This is a genomic window from Burkholderia sp. S171 (assembly GCF_009766085.1).
Classification (GTDB): Bacteria; Pseudomonadota; Gammaproteobacteria; order Burkholderiales; family Burkholderiaceae; genus Caballeronia.
This window is the reverse complement of sequence record NZ_LMUF01000016.1, coordinates 81,789-104,395: the sequence shown is the minus strand read 5'-3', so window position 1 is coordinate 104,395 and position 22,607 is coordinate 81,789. Positions and strand designations below refer to the sequence as shown.

At 60.1% G+C, this 22,607-nt stretch carries 23 protein-coding genes; 16 read left to right on the top strand and 7 right to left on the bottom strand.

Annotation, left to right across the window (positions count from 1 at the left end):
• Positions 1–845: 845 nt before the first annotated feature.
• The 5 genes from GSQ93_RS10280 to GSQ93_RS10260 all read right to left on the bottom strand — a co-directional run bounded on the left by GSQ93_RS10280 (position 846) and on the right by GSQ93_RS10260 (position 4,898).
• Positions 846–1,628, bottom strand: a complete 783-nt coding sequence (locus GSQ93_RS10280; protein WP_158935550.1) for a peptidylprolyl isomerase — start codon at positions 1,626–1,628, stop codon at positions 846–848.
• A 95-nt stretch (positions 1,629–1,723) separates the two neighbouring features.
• Positions 1,724–2,047, bottom strand: a complete 324-nt coding sequence (locus GSQ93_RS10275; protein ID WP_158935549.1) for a BolA family transcriptional regulator — start codon at positions 2,045–2,047, stop codon at positions 1,724–1,726.
• The gene (locus GSQ93_RS10270) at positions 2,044–2,583 is read right to left on the bottom strand and encodes a septation protein A (RefSeq protein ID WP_089160312.1); all 540 of its coding nucleotides are present in this window, start codon (positions 2,581–2,583) and stop codon (positions 2,044–2,046) included. Before GSQ93_RS10270 ends, GSQ93_RS10275 begins: the two co-directional genes overlap by 4 nt.
• 210 nt (positions 2,584–2,793) lie before the next feature.
• Positions 2,794–3,216, bottom strand: a complete 423-nt coding sequence (gene msrB, locus GSQ93_RS10265) for a peptide-methionine (R)-S-oxide reductase MsrB (RefSeq protein ID WP_158935548.1) — start codon at positions 3,214–3,216, stop codon at positions 2,794–2,796.
• Positions 3,217–3,299: 83 nt separating this feature from the next.
• On the bottom strand, positions 3,300–4,898 hold the full coding sequence (locus GSQ93_RS10260) for a YdiU family protein (RefSeq protein WP_158935547.1): 1,599 nt from the start codon (positions 4,896–4,898) through the stop codon (positions 3,300–3,302).
• 164 nt (positions 4,899–5,062) lie between these two features.
• On the opposite strand from GSQ93_RS10260, the gene GSQ93_RS10255 reads away from it, so the two are divergent.
• From GSQ93_RS10255 to GSQ93_RS10215, 9 genes are all read left to right on the top strand, one after another.
• Entirely contained in the window at positions 5,063–6,721 is a 1,659-nt protein-coding gene (locus GSQ93_RS10255) for a 3-(methylthio)propionyl-CoA ligase (RefSeq protein WP_158935546.1), read from the top strand.
• Between the two features lie 241 nt (positions 6,722–6,962).
• On the top strand, positions 6,963–9,047 hold the full coding sequence (locus GSQ93_RS10250) for a 3-hydroxyacyl-CoA dehydrogenase NAD-binding domain-containing protein (protein WP_158935545.1): 2,085 nt from the start codon (positions 6,963–6,965) through the stop codon (positions 9,045–9,047).
• 47 nt (positions 9,048–9,094) lie between these two features.
• Complete coding sequence (pncA, locus tag GSQ93_RS10245) at positions 9,095–9,721, top strand: bifunctional nicotinamidase/pyrazinamidase (RefSeq protein ID WP_158935544.1); 627 nt, start codon at positions 9,095–9,097, stop codon at positions 9,719–9,721.
• 82 nt (positions 9,722–9,803) lie between these two features.
• Positions 9,804–10,982, top strand: coding sequence for an acetyl-CoA C-acyltransferase (locus GSQ93_RS10240; protein ID WP_158935543.1), 1,179 nt, complete (start codon positions 9,804–9,806; stop codon positions 10,980–10,982).
• A 75-nt stretch (positions 10,983–11,057) separates the two neighbouring features.
• On the top strand, positions 11,058–11,360 hold the full coding sequence (locus GSQ93_RS10235; protein ID WP_158935542.1) for a Dabb family protein: 303 nt from the start codon (positions 11,058–11,060) through the stop codon (positions 11,358–11,360).
• A gap of 4 nt (positions 11,361–11,364) precedes the next feature.
• Positions 11,365–11,829, top strand: a complete 465-nt coding sequence (locus GSQ93_RS10230) for a PaaI family thioesterase (RefSeq protein ID WP_158935541.1) — start codon at positions 11,365–11,367, stop codon at positions 11,827–11,829.
• A 61-nt stretch (positions 11,830–11,890) separates the two neighbouring features.
• Positions 11,891–12,898: an NADP-dependent oxidoreductase gene (locus GSQ93_RS10225; protein WP_158935540.1), complete on the top strand. Its 1,008-nt coding sequence runs from the start codon at positions 11,891–11,893 to the stop codon at positions 12,896–12,898.
• Between the two features lie 42 nt (positions 12,899–12,940).
• Positions 12,941–13,804, top strand: a complete 864-nt coding sequence (locus tag GSQ93_RS10220) for an SDR family oxidoreductase (protein ID WP_158935539.1) — start codon at positions 12,941–12,943, stop codon at positions 13,802–13,804.
• An 88-nt stretch (positions 13,805–13,892) separates the two neighbouring features.
• Complete coding sequence (locus tag GSQ93_RS10215; protein ID WP_158935538.1) at positions 13,893–14,858, top strand: alpha/beta hydrolase; 966 nt, start codon at positions 13,893–13,895, stop codon at positions 14,856–14,858.
• A gap of 54 nt (positions 14,859–14,912) precedes the next feature.
• Here the strand turns inward: GSQ93_RS10215 and GSQ93_RS10210 are convergent, their stop codons facing one another.
• Together GSQ93_RS10210 and GSQ93_RS10205 are read right to left on the bottom strand one after the other, a co-directional pair.
• Positions 14,913–15,752 (bottom strand): NRDE family protein, encoded by an 840-nt coding sequence (locus GSQ93_RS10210; protein WP_158935537.1) that lies wholly within the window; start codon positions 15,750–15,752, stop codon positions 14,913–14,915.
• Positions 15,753–15,773: 21 nt separating this feature from the next.
• Positions 15,774–16,772 carry a folate-binding protein YgfZ gene (locus GSQ93_RS10205; protein WP_158935536.1) on the bottom strand — a complete coding sequence of 333 codons (999 nt, stop codon included), beginning with the start codon at positions 16,770–16,772 and terminating at the stop codon, positions 15,774–15,776.
• Between the two features lie 61 nt (positions 16,773–16,833).
• Here GSQ93_RS10205 and mltG point away from each other — a divergent pair, with 61 nt between their 5' ends.
• The 7 genes from mltG (at position 16,834) to GSQ93_RS10170 (ending at position 22,533) form a co-directional block, all read left to right on the top strand.
• Entirely contained in the window at positions 16,834–17,850 is a 1,017-nt protein-coding gene (gene mltG / locus GSQ93_RS10200) for an endolytic transglycosylase MltG (RefSeq protein WP_158935535.1), read from the top strand.
• Positions 17,850–18,470: a dTMP kinase gene (gene tmk, locus GSQ93_RS10195; RefSeq protein ID WP_158935534.1), complete on the top strand. Its 621-nt coding sequence runs from the start codon at positions 17,850–17,852 to the stop codon at positions 18,468–18,470. The genes mltG and tmk overlap by 1 nt, the downstream gene beginning before the upstream one ends.
• A gap of 212 nt (positions 18,471–18,682) precedes the next feature.
• Complete coding sequence (locus GSQ93_RS10190; protein ID WP_158935533.1) at positions 18,683–19,708, top strand: DNA polymerase III subunit delta'; 1,026 nt, start codon at positions 18,683–18,685, stop codon at positions 19,706–19,708.
• Positions 19,709–19,739: 31 nt separating this feature from the next.
• Positions 19,740–20,237 carry a GNAT family N-acetyltransferase gene (locus GSQ93_RS10185; protein ID WP_158935532.1) on the top strand — a complete coding sequence of 166 codons (498 nt, stop codon included), beginning with the start codon at positions 19,740–19,742 and terminating at the stop codon, positions 20,235–20,237.
• Between the two features lie 59 nt (positions 20,238–20,296).
• On the top strand, positions 20,297–21,088 hold the full coding sequence (locus GSQ93_RS10180; protein ID WP_158935531.1) for a TatD family hydrolase: 792 nt from the start codon (positions 20,297–20,299) through the stop codon (positions 21,086–21,088).
• An 88-nt stretch (positions 21,089–21,176) separates the two neighbouring features.
• Complete coding sequence (locus tag GSQ93_RS10175) at positions 21,177–21,953, top strand: ankyrin repeat domain-containing protein (protein ID WP_158935530.1); 777 nt, start codon at positions 21,177–21,179, stop codon at positions 21,951–21,953.
• A 223-nt stretch (positions 21,954–22,176) separates the two neighbouring features.
• Positions 22,177–22,533, top strand: coding sequence for a Rap1a/Tai family immunity protein (locus tag GSQ93_RS10170; protein ID WP_089160337.1), 357 nt, complete (start codon positions 22,177–22,179; stop codon positions 22,531–22,533).
• Positions 22,534–22,607 lie beyond the last annotated feature (74 nt).

Below are 22,607 nucleotides of genomic sequence, written 5' to 3'. Positions count from 1 at the left end.
TTTAAAACACGCTACCCTAAGTGTCCACAGCGTGCAGTTTTCATTCATGGGTGCCCCAAAAGCACGGTGCTCGCCAGAGCCACGGATGTGTGAAACCCTCCTTCTCGCGAATCCTGACATAGACACGCTTCGCCACCCGTGCTCTCGGGCAAGCACCCTTGCCAAGGAACCGGCGCGGCCTCACACGTCTTTATTGCGCTGGCTTTTTTGTAGGTTAGCTGTCTGGCCTGCCGTATGCGTGGACCACAGCTTGATAAGTAGTAACTTTACGCGTACTACTGTCTCAGTTTTTGGCAAGTTGGATGCTCTGCCTGCGCGGTTATTTTCGTGAGTATGGCCTTGCGCATCCTGCGGCTTCGTTTCGAGCTGGGTTGGCTCCATGGTTAGGTATGCATACAAATTTGGAAGGAGGTTGTCCGCGGATAGCGCGGGGTGAACCTTAGGCAGCTTCAATCACTGGTGGCGAAGCGTGTCAAAACCTGTGTTCGGAGAAGGAGGGTTTCACACATCCGTGGCTCTGGCGAGCACCGTGCTTTTGGGGCACCTATGAATCAAAACTGCGCGCTGTGGACACTTAGGGTAGTGTGGTTGAAAGCGTTTTCTTTGCTTCGTTTCTTTGTCGCTTTGGACAAAGAAATGACGTGCCGCCACGCACAGTGGCTAACAGTGATAAAGAGAAAATCCGACTCTCGCAGACCACTAAGCCCGAAAGCACCAACCCGGCATAGACCCCGACCGCTAACCCGGCAACCGCGCAACCCCACCATTGACCCCGACGAATCCGCGCCAGCAAACCCCTCCTCCGGTCCACCGGCGCGAGCAACCCCTACTTGGCGAGCAACCCCCTACTTGATTACAGCCTTCTTCTGCAAACCCTCTTCAAAAGCCTGCAGCTTTTCCTGCTGAATCTGCTTCGCAATCTGGTCCTTGACCTGCTCGAGCGGCGGCGGTGCGACATCGCGAATGTCGTCTAACCGGATGATGTGCCAGCCGAACTGCGTCTTGACCGGAGTGTCCGTCATCTCACCCTTCTTCAACTTCTCAGCCGCCGCGCCAAACTCCGGCACGTACGCCTGCGGGCTGGACCAGTCCAGATCGCCGCCATTCTTGCCCGATCCCGGATCCTTCGAATACTGCTTCGCCAGATCTTCAAAACTCGCGCCAGCCTTGATCTTCGCAATCAAGTCCTTAGCCTGAGCTTCGTTGTCGACGAGAATATGGTGCAGGTGATATTCCTTGCCGCCGCCAACTTGCTTCACCATGTCGTCGTATCGCGCCTTGATCTCGGCATCGGTCGGCGCATTGTTCTTCACGAAATCTTCAATCAACGCGCGCAAGACCACGGTCTGCTGAGCAACGGCAATTTGCGCCTTCACGTCAGGTCGCGTGGCAATACCGCGCCGCATCGCTTCCTGCATCAGGATCTCGCGATTCACCAGCTCTTGACGCACGGCCGCCTGCAATTGCGGCGTGTCCTGCTGACCCTGTTGAACGAGTTGCGCGACAAGCGCATCGACACGGGACTTCGGAATCGGCGTGCCGTTCACCACGGCAATGTTCTGAGCAAACACGGGCGCCGCCGCGAACGCGGCCAGCAACACCCAAATACGGGGATTTTTTAAAATCATCAATAGTTCCTGATCAGAACGAGGGCTGGAGATCTTGGCTTAAAGCAAAATTGAACTGAAGGACAGTTCTGACGGACCATTGAGTTACTAAGCGGTCACTCGAACTGGTCTGCAAACTCTTCGGGCGTAAAAGCCTTGATGGCAAGCGCATGAATACCCTGCCGCAGCTCGTCGGCCAGCGCATCATACACTAGCCGATGCCGCGCCACGCGTGGCTTCCCGGCGAATCGGGCCGCTACAATGGTAACCGTATAGTGACTTCCCGCCGAGGCTCCGGCATGACCTGCATGCGCCGCGCTGTCATCGTCGATATGCACCTGCGACGCTTCCAGCGCCGCATTAAGCCGCGCTTCGAGATAAGCGATCTTGGCTTCGGCCGACGCGTTGACGAAGTTCTCGATAAACCCAGGATCGCTCATTTCCCTTCGTCCTCTTTCATATACTTGGCAAGCCACAAACTCTGCGCGACGATAAACACCAGCAAACACCCGGTCGCGCCGAACAGCTTGAAGTTGACCCATTGATCGGTCGTGTAATTGAACGCGACGAACAGATTCACCACGCCGAGAATCGCGAAAAACACGGCCCAGGCAAGATTCAATTGGCCCCACACGCGATGCGGCAACACAATCTGTTTGCCCATCATCGCTTCAATGAGGTTCTTGCCGAAAGCGACCTGCGACACGATCAGCGCGCCGGCAAAAAGCCAGTACAGCGCAGTGGGTTTCCACTTGATGAACGTATCGTTATGCAGCACGAGCGTCGCGCCGCCGAATACGACCACCACACCGAGGCTCACCCACAGCATGGGATCGACCTTGCGATGCCGGAACGCGACCCACGCGATCTGCACAAGCGTGGCAACAATGGCAACAGCGGTGGCGGTGTAGATGCCCCAGATCTTGAATGCGACGAAGAAGAGGAGGATCGGAAATAGATCGAACAGAAATTTCATGTCGTAGGGACGAGGAGGGCATCAATTTGAAAGCGCGCACGCGCCGCGTGTCACCGGTTCGCTACCGGCACAGCGCGACGCCTGGCGAGTGAATGGCCGCAGTCAGCTGCAAGTCGGGCGCGTTTGAAAACGCGCGGCGAGGCAGCCCGCCGCGCCGATGTCGACTCGCCGCAGCAAGGCCGACTCACCGGCCGGCGTCGCCCGACGCGCTTACTTGGGTTCGAATTGTAGCGCAGCCGAGTTGATGCAGTACCGCAGACCGGTCGGCGCGGGACCGTCCTCGAAGACGTGGCCCAAATGCGCGCCACAGTTCTTGCATTGCACTTCAATACGCAGCATGCCATGCGCACGATCGGTCTTTTCGTTGATGACTTCGCCGTTGATCGGCTTGAAGTAGCTCGGCCAGCCGCAACCGGCATCGAATTTCGTATCCGACTCGAACAACGGCGTACCGCAGCACACGCAGTCATACACGCCGCGCTCCGTGTGATCCCAGTATTCGCCGGTGAACGGCCGTTCGGTGGCGGCGTGGCGCGTCACCTGGTACTGGATATCGGTCAATTCCTTTCGATACGCGGCGTCGTCCTTCTGCAGCGGTGCAACGGGGTCTTTCGTGAGATCGTCTCGGTTCATGGTTCTATCTCCAGATCTTTAGCGGAGCCTAAGTGGGTCCAAAAGGAAAGACCCAACAGCGGCTTATTTATTTGGGGGCTATTTCAGGAAGAGCAACTGACTTCCAGGTCGCTCGCCCAGTCGGGCGGCAGGCCGGCGTACGCTTCAAATTCAGGTTGTTCATCGAAGGGATGGCGCAGCACCTGTGCCAGTCGTTCGACTTCGGAGAAATCCTTTTCTTTAGCCAACCGGATGGCATTTTCGGCCAGATGATTGCGTAAGACATATTTTGGATTCACGGCGTTCATCGTGCTTGCACGCGCTTCGTCGCTCTGTGTTTCTTCCGACAAGCGCAGCCGGTAGTCGTTCGCCCAGACATCGAAAGCGGCGCGATCGAGGAACAGGTCACGCACTGGCGCGTCACCAGATGCGTCAGCCTTGCGCATTTTGGCCAGGTTTCGGAACGTGAGCGTGAAATCGGCGCGATTCGCGTTCATCACTTCGAACAGGCGGCTGGCGAGTTTATCGTCGCCTTCGCGAATCTCAGCCAGCCCGAGCTTCGCACGCATACGGCGCTCGAGTGCGGGCGCAAAACGGTCCTTGAACCCTTCCAGCACGCGCTGCGCGTCTTCGATCACCTTATCGTTGCGAGTGTCGCTGTCGTATTGCGGGCCGAACAGCGGCACCAGCGTCTGCGCGAGGCAAAACAGATTCCAGTAGCCAATCTGCGGCTGCATTTTATAAGCGTACCGGCCCTGTGAATCCGAGTGATTGCAGATGTGATTTGCATTGAATCCATCGATAAAACCAAACGGGCCGTAATCGATCGTCAGCCCGAGTATCGACATGTTGTCCGTGTTCATCACGCCATGGCAAAACCCGACGGCTTGCCAGTCCGCCATCAGGTCGGCGGTGCGGTGCATGACTTCCTGCAACAGCGCCAACGCGGGATCGTCGGCTTCGCGGCACTGCGGGTAGAACCGGGCGATCACGTGATCGGTGAGCTTTTTCAATTCATCGAGCCGATCGTTCGTGTAGAAATGCTCGAAGTGGCCAAAGCGCACGAAACTCGGCGCGACCCGCGTCACAACGGCGGCCGTTTCCATGGTTTCGCGGCGAATAGGCTGATCCGATCCGATGACGCACAACGCCCGCGTAGTCGGAATGCCGAGATGGTGCATGGCTTCGGAGCACAAATATTCGCGTATCGATGACCGTAACACCGCGCGTCCGTCGCCCATGCGCGAATACGGCGTGCGTCCCGCGCCTTTTAGCTGCAGCTCGAAACGCTTGCCATCGTGTTCAATCTCGCCCAGGCCGATCGCGCGGCCGTCGCCAAGCTGGCCGGCCCACACGCCGAACTGGTGCCCCGAATACACCGATGCATACGGTAACTTCTCAGCCGGCCATTCGCGGGTGGGGTTGCCCGCAAAAAGCGCTGCAAACGGCGCGGCGAACGCAGGATCACGCGCGTCAGCGGCGTTGAAACCCAATTGCGCGGCGGTATCGGCGGAAATACCCACCAGATAAGGCTCCGGTAAAGGGGCGGCGGGCAGACGGGTGAGAAAGGCGGAGCCGAGTGAAACGAATGCATCGGGCCGATCGGTTTCGATCGATGCGAGCAGCGAATCAACGGGCGCAACCACGGGCGCAAGGCTTGCCGGCTCCGCAACTGCTGCGGTGCTGCTTGGGGAAAACGACATATTGAGCACCTCAAGATTAACCGATATTGTAATTCCGCCCCCGCGCCGCTGCACGAGCCCGCGCGATTGGCTCCCACGTTGGCTCAAGGATCGATTAAGGTATCCATTCCAGTAGTAGATCAGGCATCAAACCCCGTGCATCCGGACTTGTGAGGAACTCGCCCATGACGTCGCCGCTTTTCGGCCAGATGATGGATGTACCGCTACTCGCTTCATCGTTGTTATCCCACGCTGCACGCCATTTCGGCGATACCGAGATTGTCTCGCGCCGTATTGAAGGCGACATTCATCGCTATACCTGGCGCGAATGCGAAAAGCGCGCGAAACAACTGTCGCAGGCGCTGATCGGACTGGGTGTGCAACCAGGCGAACGCATTGGCACGTTGGCGTGGAACGGATATCGCCATCTGGAATGCTATTTCGGCGTGACCGGCATGGGCGCCGTCTGCCACACGATCAACCCGCGGCTTTTCCCCGATCAGGTGGCGTTCATTGTCAATCACGCCGACGACGAATACGTCGCGTTCGACATGACGTTCGCCACGCTGGTGGACATCATCGCGCCGCAGTGTCCGAACGTGAAGGGCTGGATTGCGCTCGGCGACGAGACCTGCATCAGCACCCATCTCGCCGATATGGCCACGCCCGCGCTCAGCTACGAAACGCTGATCGGCAAATGCGACGGCGACTACACCTGGCCCGTCCTCGACGAACGCTCGGCATCGTTTCTTTGCTACACATCGGGCACGACCGGCAATCCGAAGGGCGCGCTTTACACGCATCGATCGACGGTGTTGCATGCGTTTGCGGCGTCGCTGCCTGACGCCATGGGCTGTTCCGCCCGCGATGCCATCCTGCCCGTCGTGCCCATGTTCCACGTCAACGCTTGGGGTATCCCGCACGCCGCGCCGCTGGTCGGCGCGAAGCTCGTGCTGCCCGGCAATTGTCTCGATGGCAAAGCGCTCTACGAACTCATGGAAACCGAAGGCGTCACGTTTTCGGCAGGCGTGCCAACGGTCTGGCTCGGCTTGCTGAACTACATGAAGCAGGCGGGCGTGCGCTTCAATACGCTTAAACGCACGGTGATTGGCGGCTCGGCTTGTCCGCCGACCATGTTGCGCAGCTTCGAAGACGAGTACGGCGTGGAGGTGATTCATGCGTGGGGCATGACGGAGATGTCACCGCTCGGCACGCTTGCCAAGCTCACCTGGAAGCAGCAGCAACGCTCGCCGGAAGAGCAGCGGCATCTGCGTGAAAAGCAGGGCCACGTGATGTTCGGCGTGGACATGAAAGTTGTTGGCGATGACGGCCAGGAACTCCCTTGGGACGGTACATCGTTCGGCGATCTGCATGTGCGCGGGCCGTGGGTGATCGACCGGTATTTCCGCAAGGACGATTCGCCATTGGTCGACGGCTGGTTTCCGACCGGCGATGTTGCGACCATTGATGCCGATGGTTTCATGCACATCACCGATCGCAGCAAGGACGTGATCAAGTCCGGCGGCGAATGGATCAGTTCGATCGACCTGGAGAACGTGATGATGTCGCATCCGCAGGTCGCGGAAGCAGCGTGTATTGCGTGTTCGCATCCGAAGTGGACGGAGCGGCCGCTGGTGGTGGTCGTGCTGCGTCCGGGTGCGACCGTCACGCGTGAGGAATTGCTCGCGTTCTACGACGGCAAGGTGGCGAAATGGTGGAAGCCGGATGACGTTGTTTTCGCCGATGAACTCCCGCATACGGCTACAGGCAAGCTGCAGAAGTTGAGGCTAAGAGAGTTGTATCGCGAGTATGTGCTGCCGACGGTTGATGAAAAAGTGGTCTGAGTTTTTGTCCGATTCTTAGTTTCAGGGTTTTTCGCTTCACCGGGCTGCCGACGCGCAGCCCGACTTTCCCCGCACGTCTCTTCGAAGCTTATTCCCATCTCAGAATTAACAGAATTGAACGAGCGTTCTTTTTTGTGTATTCTTCTCGGGTAACTCACAATCCCAGCGACACGGTAATCAGCGCTTTCCGGGAGTTTCCCGGAGAATCTGGCTATCGCAGGCATCGAATGGAGGTAGACAAATGGCAGTGGACTACACGACTCGCGACGGCATCGCCGTTATTACGCTGAACAATCCGCCCGTGAACGGCCTTGGGTTTTCCACCCGGCTTGGCGTGGTCGAGGGCGTTGAAAAAGCGCAGGCGGACGCGTCCGTCAGCGCGATCGTGATCATCGGCGCGGGCAAGGCGTTTTCCGGTGGCGCCGATATCACCGAATTCAACACGCCCAAGGCAACCCAGGAACCCACGCTGCACACGGTCATCAAGGTCGTGGAGGGCAGCGCAAAACCTGTAGTCGCGGCTATCCATAGCGTCGCGATGGGCGGCGGACTCGAACTGGCGCTTGGGGCGCATTATCGAGTGGCGTCGGTGGGAGCGCAGATCGCGTTGCCCGAAGTCAAGCTTGGTATCTTGCCGGGCGCAGGCGGCACGCAGCGCTTGCCGCGCGCGGTCGGCCTGGAAACGGCGTTGAACATGATCGTGTCGGGTGCGCCGGTGATGTCGGAGAAACTGGCCGGCACGGGCTTGTTCGATCACATGGCGCAAGGCGATCTGCTCGACGAAGCCGTCAAATTCGCGCAAAAAGTGGGCGCGCAAACCGGCCCGCATCCGAAGGTCCGTGATCGCAAGATCGAGCATCCGAACGCCGAGGGCTTTATCCAGTTCGCACGCAACGGCGTCACGCCGCTCGCGAAGAACTTCCCGGCGCCGCTCAAATGTATCGATGCAGTGGAAGCCGGCGTGAAGCTCGGTTTCGATAAAGGCCTGGCCATCGAACGCGAATGTTTCATGGCCCTGGTGCAGACACCCGAAAGCCGCGCGCTGCGGCACGCGTTCTTCGGTGAACGCGCAGCGAGCAAGATTCCCGATGTGCCTTCGAGCACCCCGGTGCGCAAGATCGACCGTGTTGGCGTGATCGGCGCGGGGACGATGGGCGGCGGTATCGCCATGAATTTCGTCAACGCGGGCCTGCCGGTCACGTTGCTGGAGACGAAGCAGGAAGCGCTGGATCGTGGCTTGGCCACCATCCGCAAGAACTACGAAAGCGCCGTGAAAAAGGGACGTTTGACGTCTGAGAAACTGGAAGAACGCATGGCGCTGATCACGCCTACGCTCGCCTACGAGGACCTCAAGGATGCGGACCTGATCATCGAGGCAGTGTTCGAAGAACTTGGCGTGAAAGAGCAGGTGTTTTCGAAACTCGATCAGGTCGCGAAGAAGGGTGCGATCCTGGCATCGAATACGTCTACGCTCGATGTCGACAAGATTGCAGCGTTCACCAAGCGTCCCGAAGACGTCGTCGGCATGCACTTCTTCAGCCCGGCCAACGTGATGAAGCTGCTGGAAGTCGTGCGCGGCGCGAAGACGTCGAAGGACGTGCTCGCCACCGTCATGCAACTCGCGAAGAAGATCAAGAAGACGGCCGTGGTGTCGGGCGTCTGCGATGGTTTTATCGGCAACCGGATGATCGAGCAGTATCTGCGCCAAGCGCTTTTCATGCTCGAAGAAGGCGCGTTGCCGGCGCAGGTTGATCGTGCTGTCGAAAAATTCGGTTTCGCGATGGGACCGTTCCGCATGAGCGATCTCGCCGGCAATGACATTGGCTGGGCGATTCGCAAACGGCGTTATCAAGAGAAACCCGATCTGAAGTATTCGAAGATCGCGGACCGCTTGTGCGAGACGGGGCGCTTCGGACAAAAGACCGGCGCGGGCTGGTACGACTACAAGGCCGGCGATCGCACGGCGCATCCGTCGAAGATCGTCGACGAGATGATCGTTGCGTACTCGAAGGAGCAAGGTGTCACGCGCCGCAAGATCTCCGACGATGAGATTGTCGAACGGCTGGTGTTCGCGCTCGTTAATGAGGGCGCGCTGATCCTGGAAGAAGGGATTGCATCGAAGGCGTCGGACATCGACATGGTCTACCTGACCGGCTACGGTTTCCCGCTGTATCGCGGCGGGCCGATGCTGTATGCGGATACGGTCGGCCTGTACAACGTCGAACGCGCAATGCGCAAATATGCGGACCAAGCCAACGGCGAAGCCTGGAAGCCCGCGGCACGCGTGACTGAACTAGCCGCAGAAGGGCGCGGCTTCAACAGCTAGATTCAAGAGCTAGATTCAAGATCTAGCTACAACCGGTGAGATTCGCGATGAAAGGCGCTGACGAAGTCCTGCTTGTGATCGATGTCCAGAATGATTTCATGCCTCGCGGCGCGTTGCCGGTCGCTCACGGCGACGAAGTCGTGCCGGTGATCAACCGCCTCGCACGCGCGTTTTCGCATGTGGTGGTGACGCAGGACTGGCATCCGGCGAAGCACATTTCCTTCGCCGAAAATCACGCGGGGCGCGCGCCTTTCGACTTGGCCACGCTGAGCTACGGCCAGCAGGTTTTATGGCCAACGCATTGCGTCCAGAACACGGACGGCGCGGCGCTGCATCGCGACCTCGACGTGCCGCACGCTCGGATGGTGATCCGCAAAGGCCATCACGTGGATGTCGATAGTTATTCGGCCTTCATGGAAGCTGATCGCACAACGCCGACGGGCCTCACGGGTTATCTCCGCGATGTCGGCGCGAAGCGGGTCTATTGCTGCGGGCTGGCGACGGATTATTGCGTCGCGTGGTCGGCGCTCGACGCACGCAGCGCGGGTTTCGAAGCGGTCGTTATCGACGATGCCTGTCGCGCGATCGATCTCGACGGTTCGCTTGCGCGGGCGTGGGAGCAGATGACGGCAGCGGGTGTATCGCGAATCGGATCGACGGACTTGCTACGCTGAACGGCGGGTTGAACTCGCGGGTTTAAACCCGCCGGTTAAGCCCAATGAACCAACCCTATTCGTATTCGAAGTGGAGACAAGCATGACTGACGCGGTAATCGTATCGACGGCACGCACGGGCCTCGCCAAATCCTGGCGCGGCGCATTCAACATGACACACGGCGCGACGCTCGGCGGCCATGCCACGCAAGCGGCCGTGGCGCGTGCGGGCATTGACCCGGCGCGTGTGGAAGACGTGATCATGGGTTGCGCGAATCCGGAAGGCGCGACCGGCATGAACATCGCGCGGCAGATCGCGTTGCGCGCGGGTTTGCCGGTCAGCGTGCCGGGCATGACCGTGAACCGCTTCTGCTCGTCGGGGCTGCAGACCATCGCGCTGGCGGCACAACGCGTGATCGCCGGCGAGGGCGATGTCTATGTGGCTGGCGGTGTGGAGTCCATCTCGTGCGTGCAGAACGAGATGAACCAGCACATGCTGCTCGATGGCTGGTTGAAGGAGCACAGGCCCGCTATCTACTGGTCGATGCTGCAGACGGCCGAGAACGTCGCCAAGCGTTACGAGATATCGAAAGAACGGCAGGACGAGTATGGCGTGCAATCGCAATTGCGCGCCGCTGCGGCGCAAGCGGCGGGCAAGTTCAACGACGAAATCGTGCCGATCACGGTGCTAGCCGGTGTCGCCGATAAAGCCACGGGCCGCATGTTCACGAAGGAAGTCACGCTGTCCGCCGATGAAGGCATTCGCGCCGACACGACGCTCGAAGGGGTGTCGAAGATTCGCACCGCGATGCCTGGCGGCGTGGTCACGGCGGGCAATGCCAGCCAGTTCTCCGATGGCGCGTCGGCATGTGTGGTCATGAACGCTACGCTGGCAGAGAAGGAAGGGCTGAAGCCGCTGGGGATTTTCCGAGGCTTCGCGGTCGCGGGATGCGAGCCGGATGAAATGGGTATTGGACCGGTGTTCGCGGTGCCCAAGTTGTTGAAGAAGGCGGGCCTTAAAGTCAGCGATATCGACTTGTGGGAACTGAACGAAGCGTTCGCCGTGCAGGTGCTCTATTGCCGCGATACCTTGGGTATTCCGGCTGATCGCCTGAACGTGAACGGCGGCGCGATTGCGGTGGGACATCCGTATGGCGTGTCGGGGGCGCGCCTCACGGGGCATGCGTTGATCGAAGGCAAGCGGCGCGGCGCGAAGTTTGTCGTCGTGACCATGTGCATCGGCGGCGGGCAGGGCGCGGCCGGGTTGTTCGAAGTGGTGTGATTTTGACCGGTCGCCCGGCGTTTTTGATACGCTTGGGCGATCGACTGAGTCATCGTCTACATCCAGGAGCCCGTCTTGTTACGTCACATCGTCATGTGGAAGTTGAAGGAAAGCGCCGAGGGCGGCACTCGCGCTGAAAACATCGTCAAACTGAAAGCCAAACTCGAAAGCTGCCGCAGCATTGTTTCAGGTCAGGGGCACTTTGAAGTGGGCGTGGCGCAACCCGGTTTCGAAGCCACGTATGACGTGGTCCTTGTCTCTGACTTCGACAATCCCGAAGCCCTTCAAGCCTATCAAGTTCACCCGAAGCACTTGGCAATCAAGGACTTTGTTGCGGCGGTACGTGAATCGCGTCAATGCATCGATTACGAAGTCTGAGACCATGACCGATTTCTCCACGCTCCCAGAAAGCCCGTTCGTCGATTCACTTGGCGTGCAGCTCATCTGCGCCGAAGATGGCGCAAGCGAAGTCCTGCTGCCGCTGAGCGCCACGCACATGAACACCTGGGGCATCGCCCACGGCGGCGTGACCATGACCCTCGCCGACGTCGCCCTCGCGATGGCTGCGCGCAGCCTCGCCGACAACGGCATCGGCGTGGTCACCGTCGAAATGAAAGTCAACTTCATGCAGCCGGGCCGCGGCGAACTCCGCGCGTTTGCCCGCGTGCTGCACCGCTCCACGACAATGGCGTATTGCGAAGGCGAAATCCGCGACAGCGAAGGCCACTTCGTCGCAAAAGCGCTCGGCACCTTCAAATACATGCGCAAGCTCGCCGTCGGCCGCGATATCGCGCAGCAACGCCTCCGTTCAGATCCGTCCGCCACACCCGGTCCCAGCGACGCCTGACGCCGCTTCCAGAGCGCGCCGCGCGCCCTGGTTTATCCCTGGACCGCACAGGAGTATCACGATGTCAGAACACAACTCAATCAATCGCCAGATCCTCCTCGTTTCGCGCCCGCAAGGTGCGGCAAGCGTCGATAATTTCAAACTCGTCGAGACTCCGCTCGAGCCGCTGGCCGAGGGGCAAGTGCGCGTGCGCAATCACTTCCTCTCGCTCGATCCCTACATGCGCGGCCGCATGGACGAATCGAAGTCATACGCCGCATCGCAGCCGCTTAACGAGGTGATGATCGGCGGGACGGTGGGCGAGGTGGTGGAATCGAAGAATCCGAAGTTCGCGATCGGCGACAAAGTGGTCGGAATGGTTGGCTGGCAGGAATTCGGCACGTCCGATGGCAAGGGCCTGCGTAAAGTCGACGACACCCACATCCCGCTTTCCACCTATCTCGGCTCGGTCGGCATGCCTGGGGTAACCGCATGGTTCGGGCTCAACAAGATCATCGCGCCGAAAGCGGGTGAAACGGTCGTGGTCAGCGCGGCGAGCGGCGCGGTAGGAAGCGTGGTCGGCCAGTTGGCGAAAGCAGCGGGCTGCCGCGCGGTCGGCATAGCGGGCGGGGCGGACAAATGCCGCTACGTCACCGAGACGCTCGGTTTCGATGCGTGCATCGACTACAAGGCCGGCAACCTGCATGATGACCTCAAGGCGGCGTTGCCTAACGGTGCCGATGGTTATTTTGAAAACGTCGGCGGCGAAATACTGGACGCCGTGTTATCGCGCATGAACGCGTTCGGCCGGATTGCGTTGTGCGGGATGATCGCGAGCTACGACGGTTCGCCGATGCCACTTAAAAAGCCCGCGTTGCTGCTCACGCAGCGCTTGAAGGTGCAGGGTTTTATCGTCAGCGAAGCGCCGGAAGTGTGGCCCGAGGCGCTCACGCAACTTGGCGGGCTCGTTGCGCAGAAAAAGCTGCAGTATCGCGAGTCGATTGCGCAGGGCCTGGAAAATGCCCCGGAGGCTTTTCTCGGATTGCTCAAAGGCAAGAACTTCGGCAAGCAGCTCGTCAAGCTGATCTGAAGGTTTGGATCTATATAGATCTAAAGGATTAAAGGAGACAAAGTGGATCAGTTCGACGGCAAAGTGGCCGTGATCACCGGCGCCGGCAGCGGTTTCGGCCGTGAGTTCGCATTGAAGGGCGCGGCGCTGGGCATGAAGCTCGTACTCGCCGATGTCGATGTGAAAGGCCTCACGGAAACGGTCGAGATGGCGCGTGGTCTGGGTGCTGAAGCGCTCGGCGTGCCCACAGATGTGTCGGATGCCGTGCAGGTCGATGCGCTGGCGCACACGACTATCGATACCTACGGCGCGGTGCATCTGCTCTTCAACAACGCGGGCGTCGGCACGGGCGGTTTCGTCTGGGAAAGCAGTGCGAACGACTGGGCGTGGGTGTTCGGCGTCAACGTAATGGGCGTGGCGAACGGCTTGCGCGCGTTCACGCCATTGATGCTCGCGCAACAACAGCCCGCGCATATTGTGAATACAGCGTCGGTGGCGGGGTTGCTGTCGGCGCCAGGGATGGGCGTCTATAACGCGTCGAAGCACGCGGTCGTCGCGTTGACCGAGACCCTGTATCACGATTTGAAAATTGTCGGCGGTCCAGTGGATTGTTCGTTGCTGTGTCCGGCATTCGTGCCGACAGGCATCGCGAATGCCGAGCGGGTGCGGCCCGAAGGCTTACGCAACGATGAGCCATTGACGGCATCGCAGCGCATGGCCGGAAAGCAGCTCACGAAGGCGGTAGAGAGCGGCAAACTGAACGCGACACAGGTGGCGGAATTGACCTTCGAAGCGGTGCGCGAACGGCGGTTTTATGTGCTTACGCACCCGAAGATTCTGGCGTCGGTGCAACTACGTTTCGATGACATCACGCAATTGCGCAATCCGACCGATCCGTTGTCGTTGAAGCCGGAGGTGAGGGGGTAGGCGGACGGTTTTGACGAGCTGACGCGCGGAATTCGCCGCCCTATGTCATCATCGCGAGCTTCCAACGCTCGCCCATTTGCCCGCTCCCATGCCGCTGAATCCTGCCATTGCACAGGTCGTCGAACTCATCGCGAAGGCCAAGCGGCCGCCGTTCCACACGCTTTCGGCTTCCGCCGCGCGCGCGTCCTACGAGCGCAGCGCGCTGATTCTCGACATCGCGCCGGCCGCGATGTTCGATGTCCAGAAACTCACCATTCCCACGCGTGATCAAGCGTCCATTCGTGCGCGCCTTTATCACCCCGTCGAGCCCAACTGGACTGCTCCCACACCTACGCTGATCTACTTTCACGGCGGCGGTTTTGTAGTCGGCAGCATTGATACCCACGACTCGCTCTGCCGACGCCTCGCCGCGGATTCGGGTTGCGCGGTGGCATCGGTCGATTACCGGCTTGCGCCCGAACACAAGTTTCCGACCGCCGTGCACGATGCCTTCGATGCCCTCACGTGGCTTCACGCGCAAGCGGCATCGCTAGGGCTCGACAACACGCGCTTCGCGGTCGGTGGCGACAGCGCGGGGGGCACGCTCGCAACGGTGTGCGCCTTGCTCGCTCGCGATGCCAGCATTCCACTACGTCTTCAATTGCTGATTTATCCCGGCGTAAGCGCGCGGCAGGATAGCCAATCGCATGCGCAATTTGCCGAGGGTTTTGTGTTATCGGCGAAAACTATTCAGTGGTTTTTTGCGCAGTATCTTCGCGACGATAAAGACCGTGACGACTGGCGTTTCGCCCCGCTGGACGCACGCGGGTCGGTGCTTGATTTCACCGGCGTTGCGCCTTCGTGGATCGCTGCCGCTGATCACGATCCGCTCTTCGATGAAGACGTGGCGTATGCGGCCAAGCTTGAAAGGGCAAACGTCCCGGTCGAACTGGTCCGCTATGAAGGCATGACGCACGAGTTCTTCAAGATGGGCGGTTTTGTGCCGGAAGTGGCGAAAGCGCATGCGGACGCGGCAGATGCATTGCGTCGATACATGGACGTCACAGAGAGATAAGAATCAGCGCCCGGAACTTTAGGCGCACAAAGTTCCGCTTGGAGTTCAACTGTCCTAAGCCGCCCGCACGATCGTGAAGGCATCGCTTCGTTCGAACGCGCCGGGACGTTGGATGTTGTGCGAACCATCGTCGTCGCTAAGTTCCTTGATCTGCAGCGTCAAATCACCGTTAACCGCCGCAACCCGCAACGCCGTCGTACTGCGCGTGCCGTAACCCTCGGACTCAATAAACGCCGCCGACAACACACGCTCGCGTTCAAGCGAGAGTCCGGTGGACGGCAGCAGATGGTCATCGGCGAGTTGGGGATTGCGCATGGTCTCGATCAAGCTGTCCAGCGACGGCCGTTCATCGACGTGAAGCAGATCCCGCAGCGCGTCGCGTTGCGCGACAAGCTTGGGCCAGGGGGTATCGAGCAAACTATTCGACAACCCGTGAATGCCGGGATCAAGCAGGGAAGGTGGCGCATCGGCACGATTGCCGTACCAGGCCAGTTCGCGCCGCGTGAAGTCGCCGACAACCAGATTGAAGCCGTTGTACCGATGCCCGTCGCGGGCCACCGCGTCCAGATAGGCCATCGGCGCGATCGGTGCGCCCGACAAAAAGTCACTGACCAGCGTACCGCGAGTCGGCGCATTAGGCCGCACTTCCGCTGGCGCCCGATAGTTCGTCAACGCGGCGAAACGGCCGTCGCGCGTGACGCCGAGCCAGGTTCCGCCACCCGTCAGGTCGCGTCCGGCGAGCACTTCCGGCGCGCTTTCCAACCTTCTCCACCAGTGCAACGGCTCGGTTTCGCGACGAAAAAACTCGTCACGATTGGCCGCAAGCGTGAGCAATGGGCGCTCAGCATCGGACGCCGCGGCATCCGGTTGCCAATCGAAGACAATCAGGCACATGAGCAACCCGTCCGCAATAAGTCAGACTTCACTCGGCAGCGCATAGGGCAGCGGCGAGAATTTCAGCGCGGGACCCTCGGCCGTACCGACGTGAACCGAACCCTGTTCAAGCGCCGCGAGCTTGATTTCCACGAGCGCATCCACGCCGCCGCCGGGCGCGGGCGCCACATTGACTACGAGGCCGCACGGCTGGCCGGGGTCGTCGGAGTGGAACAGTTCGTCGCCGGGCTTGGCGGTTTCGGCATGGGCCAGCGACGTGCGGCGCTTGATCGTCCCGCGATACTGGCTGCGCGCGACCACTTCCTGCCCCGGATAACAGCCCTTCTTGAAGTTGACGCCGCCGAGCACGTCGAAGTTGACCATTTGCGGGACGAATTGCTCCGATGTCGGCAGCGTAATGCGCGGTTCGCCCGCGTGAATGTCGAGCCAGTCCCATAACTCGGCCGGGGCACGCGTGAGCTGTTTTTCGATATCGGCGAGGCGCGCTTCGACTTCGGCCTTCGGGCCTACCCAGAGGAAGCGCGGCCGGCCGGCGGCATCGGGAACCCGGATCAGCGAGCCGAGCGGACCGTCCACTTTCACATGTACGCCGTCGGGCATGGCGTCGAAGAGATGGGACAGCGTCTTGCGGACGTCGCCGGCAAAACCCACCGCAGCGAGAGCCGGCGTGGCATCGACGAGCTTCGCTTTCGCGCGCATCACGAACATCGACAAGCGTTTTTGCACCGATGCCTGTATGTCAGCGGCGAGCATCAGACGCACGGCCTCACCGCACCGCCATATCAAAAACGACGCCAGCAAGCGGCCCTTCGGCGAGCAATAACCGGCGAGACGCGCGCTTGATGCGTCCAAGTGCTGGACGTCGCTCGTCAATTGCGTGTGAAGAAACGCAGCGGCGTCGTCGCCGGTGGTGTCGATGATGCCGAATTGCGTCAGCGGCACGAATACGCCGGCGTGAAGGACGGCGTCGAAGGGAGACGTAAGCGGAGATGAAAGCGATGAAGCGGTCGAAGAATTCATGGACCTGACTTGGGCGATTGCGAACAAGTATTATATGGGTCTTACTTAGAGCGTGTTTCGCATGTCCCTTTTGAAGAAATGTTTGGCCGCGGCGGTCGTCGCGGTCGTGGTTGGCGGTGCGCTCGTTGGCGGCGTGTTCAAATGGGCGAATAGCCCGGTCGAGCTGGCCTCACCCGAACTCGACATCACCATCAAATCCCACAGCACGTTACGCAGCGTGGCCCTCCAGCTGGACCGCGGCGGCGCGCACATCCAACAGCAGTTGTTCGTGCTGATGACGCGCGTGCTCGGCCTTTCCGCGCAGCTCAAGTCCGGTAACTACGAGTTCAAGGAAGGCATCACGCCCTACGAGATGCTGCAGAAAATCGCCCGCGGCGACGTCAACGAATACGTAGCGACCGTGATCGAAGGGTGGACATTCCAGAAAATGCGCAACGAACTGGACGGCAATCCGGCGCTGCAGCACGACACGGCGGGCATGACCGACACCGACTTGCTCAAGGCAATCGGCGCGCCGGACGACGTGATTGCGCGGGCGAGCGCGGAGGGGCTGTTTTTCCCCGACACCTATCTCTTTGACAAAGGCACGAGCGATCTCGCCGTCTACAAACGGGCGTACAAGCTGATGCAGCAGCGCCTCGATGAAGCCTGGGGTACCCGCGCGCAGAATTTGCCGTACAAGACGCCTTACGAGGCGCTGATCATGGCGTCGATTGTCGAAAAGGAAACGGGGCGCGCCGCCGACCGGCCCTTGGTCGCGGCCGTGTTCGCGAACCGGCTGCGTATCGGCATGCCGCTGCAAACGGACCCGTCAGTGATCTATGGCCTGGGTTCGGCCTACGGCGGCCGGCTGCGTAAAAAAGACCTGCAAACGGACACTCCGTACAATACCTACACGCGCATGGGCCTTCCGCCCGGTCCGATCGCGTTGCCGGGCGTCGCGGCCCTCGCGGCGACGGTCAATCCTGCGTCCAGCACGGCACTGTATTTCGTGTCGCGCGGTGACGGCAGCAGCTTCTTTTCAGACAATCTCGGCGACCACAATCGGGCCGTCGACAAGTACATCCGGGGACAATGATGGTGCGCGGCAGATTCATCACGTTTGAAGGCATCGACGGAGCGGGTAAGACGACGCACCTCGCGTGGTTTCGTCAGCGCCTGGACGACAAGATCGCAGCCACGGGCCGTTCGGTCGTGATCACGCGCGAACCTGGCGGCACGACGCTGGGAGAGAGCCTGCGAGACTTGCTGCTTAACCAGCCGATGGACCTCGAAACCGAAGCGTTGCTGATGTTCGCGGCACGCCGCGAACATCTGGCGCAGATCATTGAGCCGGCGCTGGCGCGGGGGGATTGGGTGCTGTCGGATCGCTTCTCCGACGCCACCTTCGCGTATCAGGGCGGTGGTCGCGGCTTGCCGCGTGACAAGCTGGAAGCGCTCGAGCGCTGGGTGCAGGGTGGTTTCCAGCCAGACCTGACCTTGCTCTTCGACGTGCCGACGAACATAGCCAGCGAACGACGCGGCGCGGTTCGCTCACCCGACAAGTTCGAGAGCGAATCGGATTCGTTTTTCGGCCGAACCAGGGCCGAGTATTTGCGCCGGGCGGCAGAATCGCCGGAACGATTTGTAATAATCGATGCTACCCAGTCCATAATCGATATTCAGAAACAACTCGAAGCAGTGGTCGCAAGTATTTGATTTTTAATAAAGATTAGTAAATAGAATTTACTTTAAGTCTGGTTAAACGTAGTGTTGGTCGCTGAAATTCGTGGACACAACCGCTGGTCACGCCTCGAAAAAGCTTCAATTACTGTCAACAAACAATTGAATTCATTGAATTTTAGCAACGACTTAAAGTAAATTCAGACTCATAGGATTCTGTCGCAAACACCTGATCCAAAAGACTTTTCATGATCTATCCGTGGCAAACCGATGACTGGACCCGACTTGACCAACTGCGCGCAAGCTGGCCGCACGCGTTGCTCCTGCACGGTCGCGCGGGTATCGGCAAATTGCAGTTCGCGCAGCATCTTGCTCAAAGCCTGCTTTGCGAAACCCCGACCGACACTCGCGAGCCATGCGGAAAGTGCGTTGCCTGCCTGTGGTTCAGCCAGGGCAACCATCCCGACTATCGCGCGGTCCTGCCGGAAGCGCTCGCTGGCGAATTGATCAGCGACGACAAGGCGGAGAAGGCAGACGAGGACGGCAAGAAAACGAAGGTCCTGAGCAAGGAGATCAAGATTGATCAGGTGCTCGGGCTGATGAATTTTTTCAGCCTCGGTTCCCACCGGGGCGGTTTGCGCGTCGTGTTGCTGTATCCGGCTGAATCGATCAACGTGTTCGCCGCGAATGCCTTGCTCAAGACACTGGAAGAGCCGCCCGCGGGCGTGGTATTCATTCTGGTGACGGCGCGTATAGACCGTTTGCTGCCGACGATCATCAGCCGCTGCCGCCAATGGCCGATGACCCTCCCGGCCACCGAGCCCGCCGTTGCATGGCTTGCGCAGCAGGGCGTGGAGCGTCCCGCAGCCGTGCTGGCAGAAGCCGGCGGCGCGCCGTTGACCGCGCTGGCGCTCGCCTCCGATGAAAACCGCGCGCTGCGTGATTTCGCGCTGGCGCAACTGGCCGCCGGGCCCGCGTGCGACGCGTTCGCGTGCGGAGAAAGCCTGCAGAAGCTGCCGGTGCCCATGGTGCTCGGCTGGCTGCAGCGCTGGCTATACGACCTGCTTGCGCAGAAAACGGCGGGCCGTCCGCGCTACTTCCCGGGGGCATCGAAGGCGCTCGAACGCTGCGCTGCGCAGATCGATACCGAGCGTTTCGCCCGCTTTCAAAAGACGGTGACACGGCAGCGCGCGGTGGAAAATCATCCGCTGAACGCGCGGCTGGTGTTCGAAGAACTGTTCCTGGGCTATCGCGACGTGTTCACCACGGCCTGACTACCGACTCACTTTTTTGCATACGAACGCTATGAATCCCAATTTCCGCGACGCCACGCTCGACGATCTTCCCGGCATCGTGGCCATCTACAATTCCACCGTGCCCTCGCGCCTCGTCACCGCTGATCTCGAGCCGGTCACGGTCGAAAGCCGGCTCGCGTGGTTTCATGCGCATGGCCCAAAGGCACGCCCGCTATGGGTCGTCGAAGAAAACGGCGAGGTCATCGCGTGGCTGAGCTTCTCCGATTTCTACGGCCGTCCGGCCTATCTGCGCACGGCTGAAGTCAGCATCTATCTCGCCGAAAGCGCGCGTGGCAAAGGGCTAGGGAAGCAGCTGCTGCAAGTGGCGCTGGAACGTGCGCCGGCGTTGGGTATCGACACGCTGCTGGGTTTCATCTTCGGCCACAACGAAGCAAGCCTGCGCCTGTTCCAGCGCTTCGAATTCCAGACGTGGGGGTCGCTGCCGCGCGTCGCCCTGCTGGACGGCGTTGAGCGAGACCTCGTGATTCTTGGCCGGCGGCTTGGCTAAGCCGCACCGAATGATCGCTAGCTCGCCAGCCAACCCAATCCCGCTTTAACGGAAAACCCATGTTCGTCGATTCGCATTGCCACATCAATTTCGAAGGCTTAGCCGACCGTTTGCCCGAGGTGCTCGACAAAATGCGCGAGCTGAAAGTGACGCATGCGTTGTGCGTATCGGTTGATCTGGAAACGCTGCCTTCGGTGTTGAAGATTGCCGAAGAAAACGAGCATATTTACGCATCGGTCGGCGTGCATCCGGATCACGAGGACGCGCGTGAACCGAGTGTGGCGGACCTCGTGGAACTGGCACGGCATCCGAAAGTAGTGGCTATTGGTGAGACGGGGCTGGATTATTACCGCCTGGAAGGCCGCAGCATCGCCGATATGGAATGGCAGCGCGAACGCTTCCGCACACATATTCGGGCGGCGCACGCGACGGCGAAACCGCTGATCATCCACACGCGTTCATCGTGGGAAGACACGCTGCGGATCATGGCCGAGGAGCGCGCAAGCGTGCCGGGCGGCGTGATGCATTGCTTCACGGAGCCGTGGCATGTCGCCGAGGCGGCGCTCGCCCAGGATTTTTACATTTCGCTGTCGGGCATTGTCACGTTCAAGAGCGCGAAAGACGTGCAGGACGTCGCGGGGCGTGTGCCGCTCGAGCGTTTGCTGATTGAAACGGACTCGCCGTATCTGGCGCCGGTGCCGTATCGCGGGAAACCGAATGAACCTGCGTACGTAAGTTATGTCGGACGCTTCATCGCGCAATTGCGCGAGCTGCCGGAAGAAGCATTGGCGGCAGCCACAACGCGTAATTTTTTCACGCTGTTCAAGATCCCGCAGCCAGTTGAGCAGTGAGGCGCGCCATAGATTTTTCACCGCAGCGCGTCCGATCACTCGCCTGAAAGATTCGTTATTAGAACGTTAAGTAATCCCCAAGGAACACATGCTTACATTTTCAACGGTTTCCGCTTCGACCCTCTCCACGTCCTCGACCCGCCAATCCACCCTGACGCGTAAAACGTGGCGAACCCTGGTGACGGGCCTGGTGCTGACGGCCGCCGCCATCGCGCAACCCGCCTTCGCGACGCCTGCCGACTCCATGATCAAGGCAGTAAAGTTTGACGATATATCTGCCGTTAAAAAGCTGTTGTCACAGGGCGTGGATCCGAATCTCGTCGATGACACCGGCACGCCGCTGCTCGTGATCGCGGCACGGGAAAAGTCGGACAAGGTAGGCAAACTGCTCGCCGATAACCCGAACATCGACCTTGAAAAGCTCGATCCCGCCGGTGAAAACGCGATGATGCTGGCCGCGCTCAACGACGACCTCACCTTCGTGAACCTACTCATCGCGAAGGACGCGGAAGTGAACAAGAAGGGCTGGACGCCGCTCCACTATGCCGCCACCAACGGTCACGACGACGTGGTGAAGGTGCTGCTCGACCATTCGGCCTACATCGACTCGGGTTCGCCCAACGGCACGACCCCGCTGATGATGGCGGCGCGCGGCGGCCATTTGTCGACGGTCAAGCTGTTGCTCGATGAAGGCGCTGATTTGCGGGTGAAGAACCAGATTGGCCTGACGGCGGTGGACTTCGCGAAGCAGTATCACGAGAAAGACGTGGCGGAAGGGCTGGCGGCACGGCTGGCATCGATGCAAAACCAGGGCGCAGCGGGCGCGTCAGGGGCACCGCAAAGCGGCGCAAACAGTGCAAAATGACGCTCGCAAGGCGAGGAACCTGACTCAGGACTGACTTCGGTCTGACTGACAACAGGTCCCGACCGCGCGATACGAGGAACAGCGGGTGTGATCCGGAAATGATGAGCCAAGACATGGCGCGTCCGGGTTCGTCCGTTGATAAGACGGGTTGGCCAACAAGACAGGATGTTTCCACCTGCGCATCCAGGCCGGCCCGCAACCGCCAACATAAAAAAGGACCATCATGCAGCGGGTTTTTGTCATGGCCAGTGTGCTCGCGTTTCCGCTCAGCGCGGCCGCGTTTACGGGCAACGATCTGAACATGCTTTGTACCAAGACGGACACAGCCTCACGCAGCGCATGCGCGGCTTATATAGAAGGTGCCGCTGACGGTATCTACAACACCATTGAAGCAATTGGCGGCACATCGGGACCGCAGGTTGGCCAGTATTTTTGCCTGCCAGTCGATGTCAAACCGCAGGAGCTGACGGACGCGGTACGCAAGTTCATCGCCGACAATCCCACGCGTGGCAACTTCAACGCCACGACCATGGTGTCGCTCGGGCTCGGCAAGGCTTTCCCCTGCAAAGCAGAAAAGTAAGCCGCCATTGGGCGTGACACAGTGCATCCGGGCTGCCCGCCAGGTCATCGACCGACCGGCCGGCGCAGCATTTG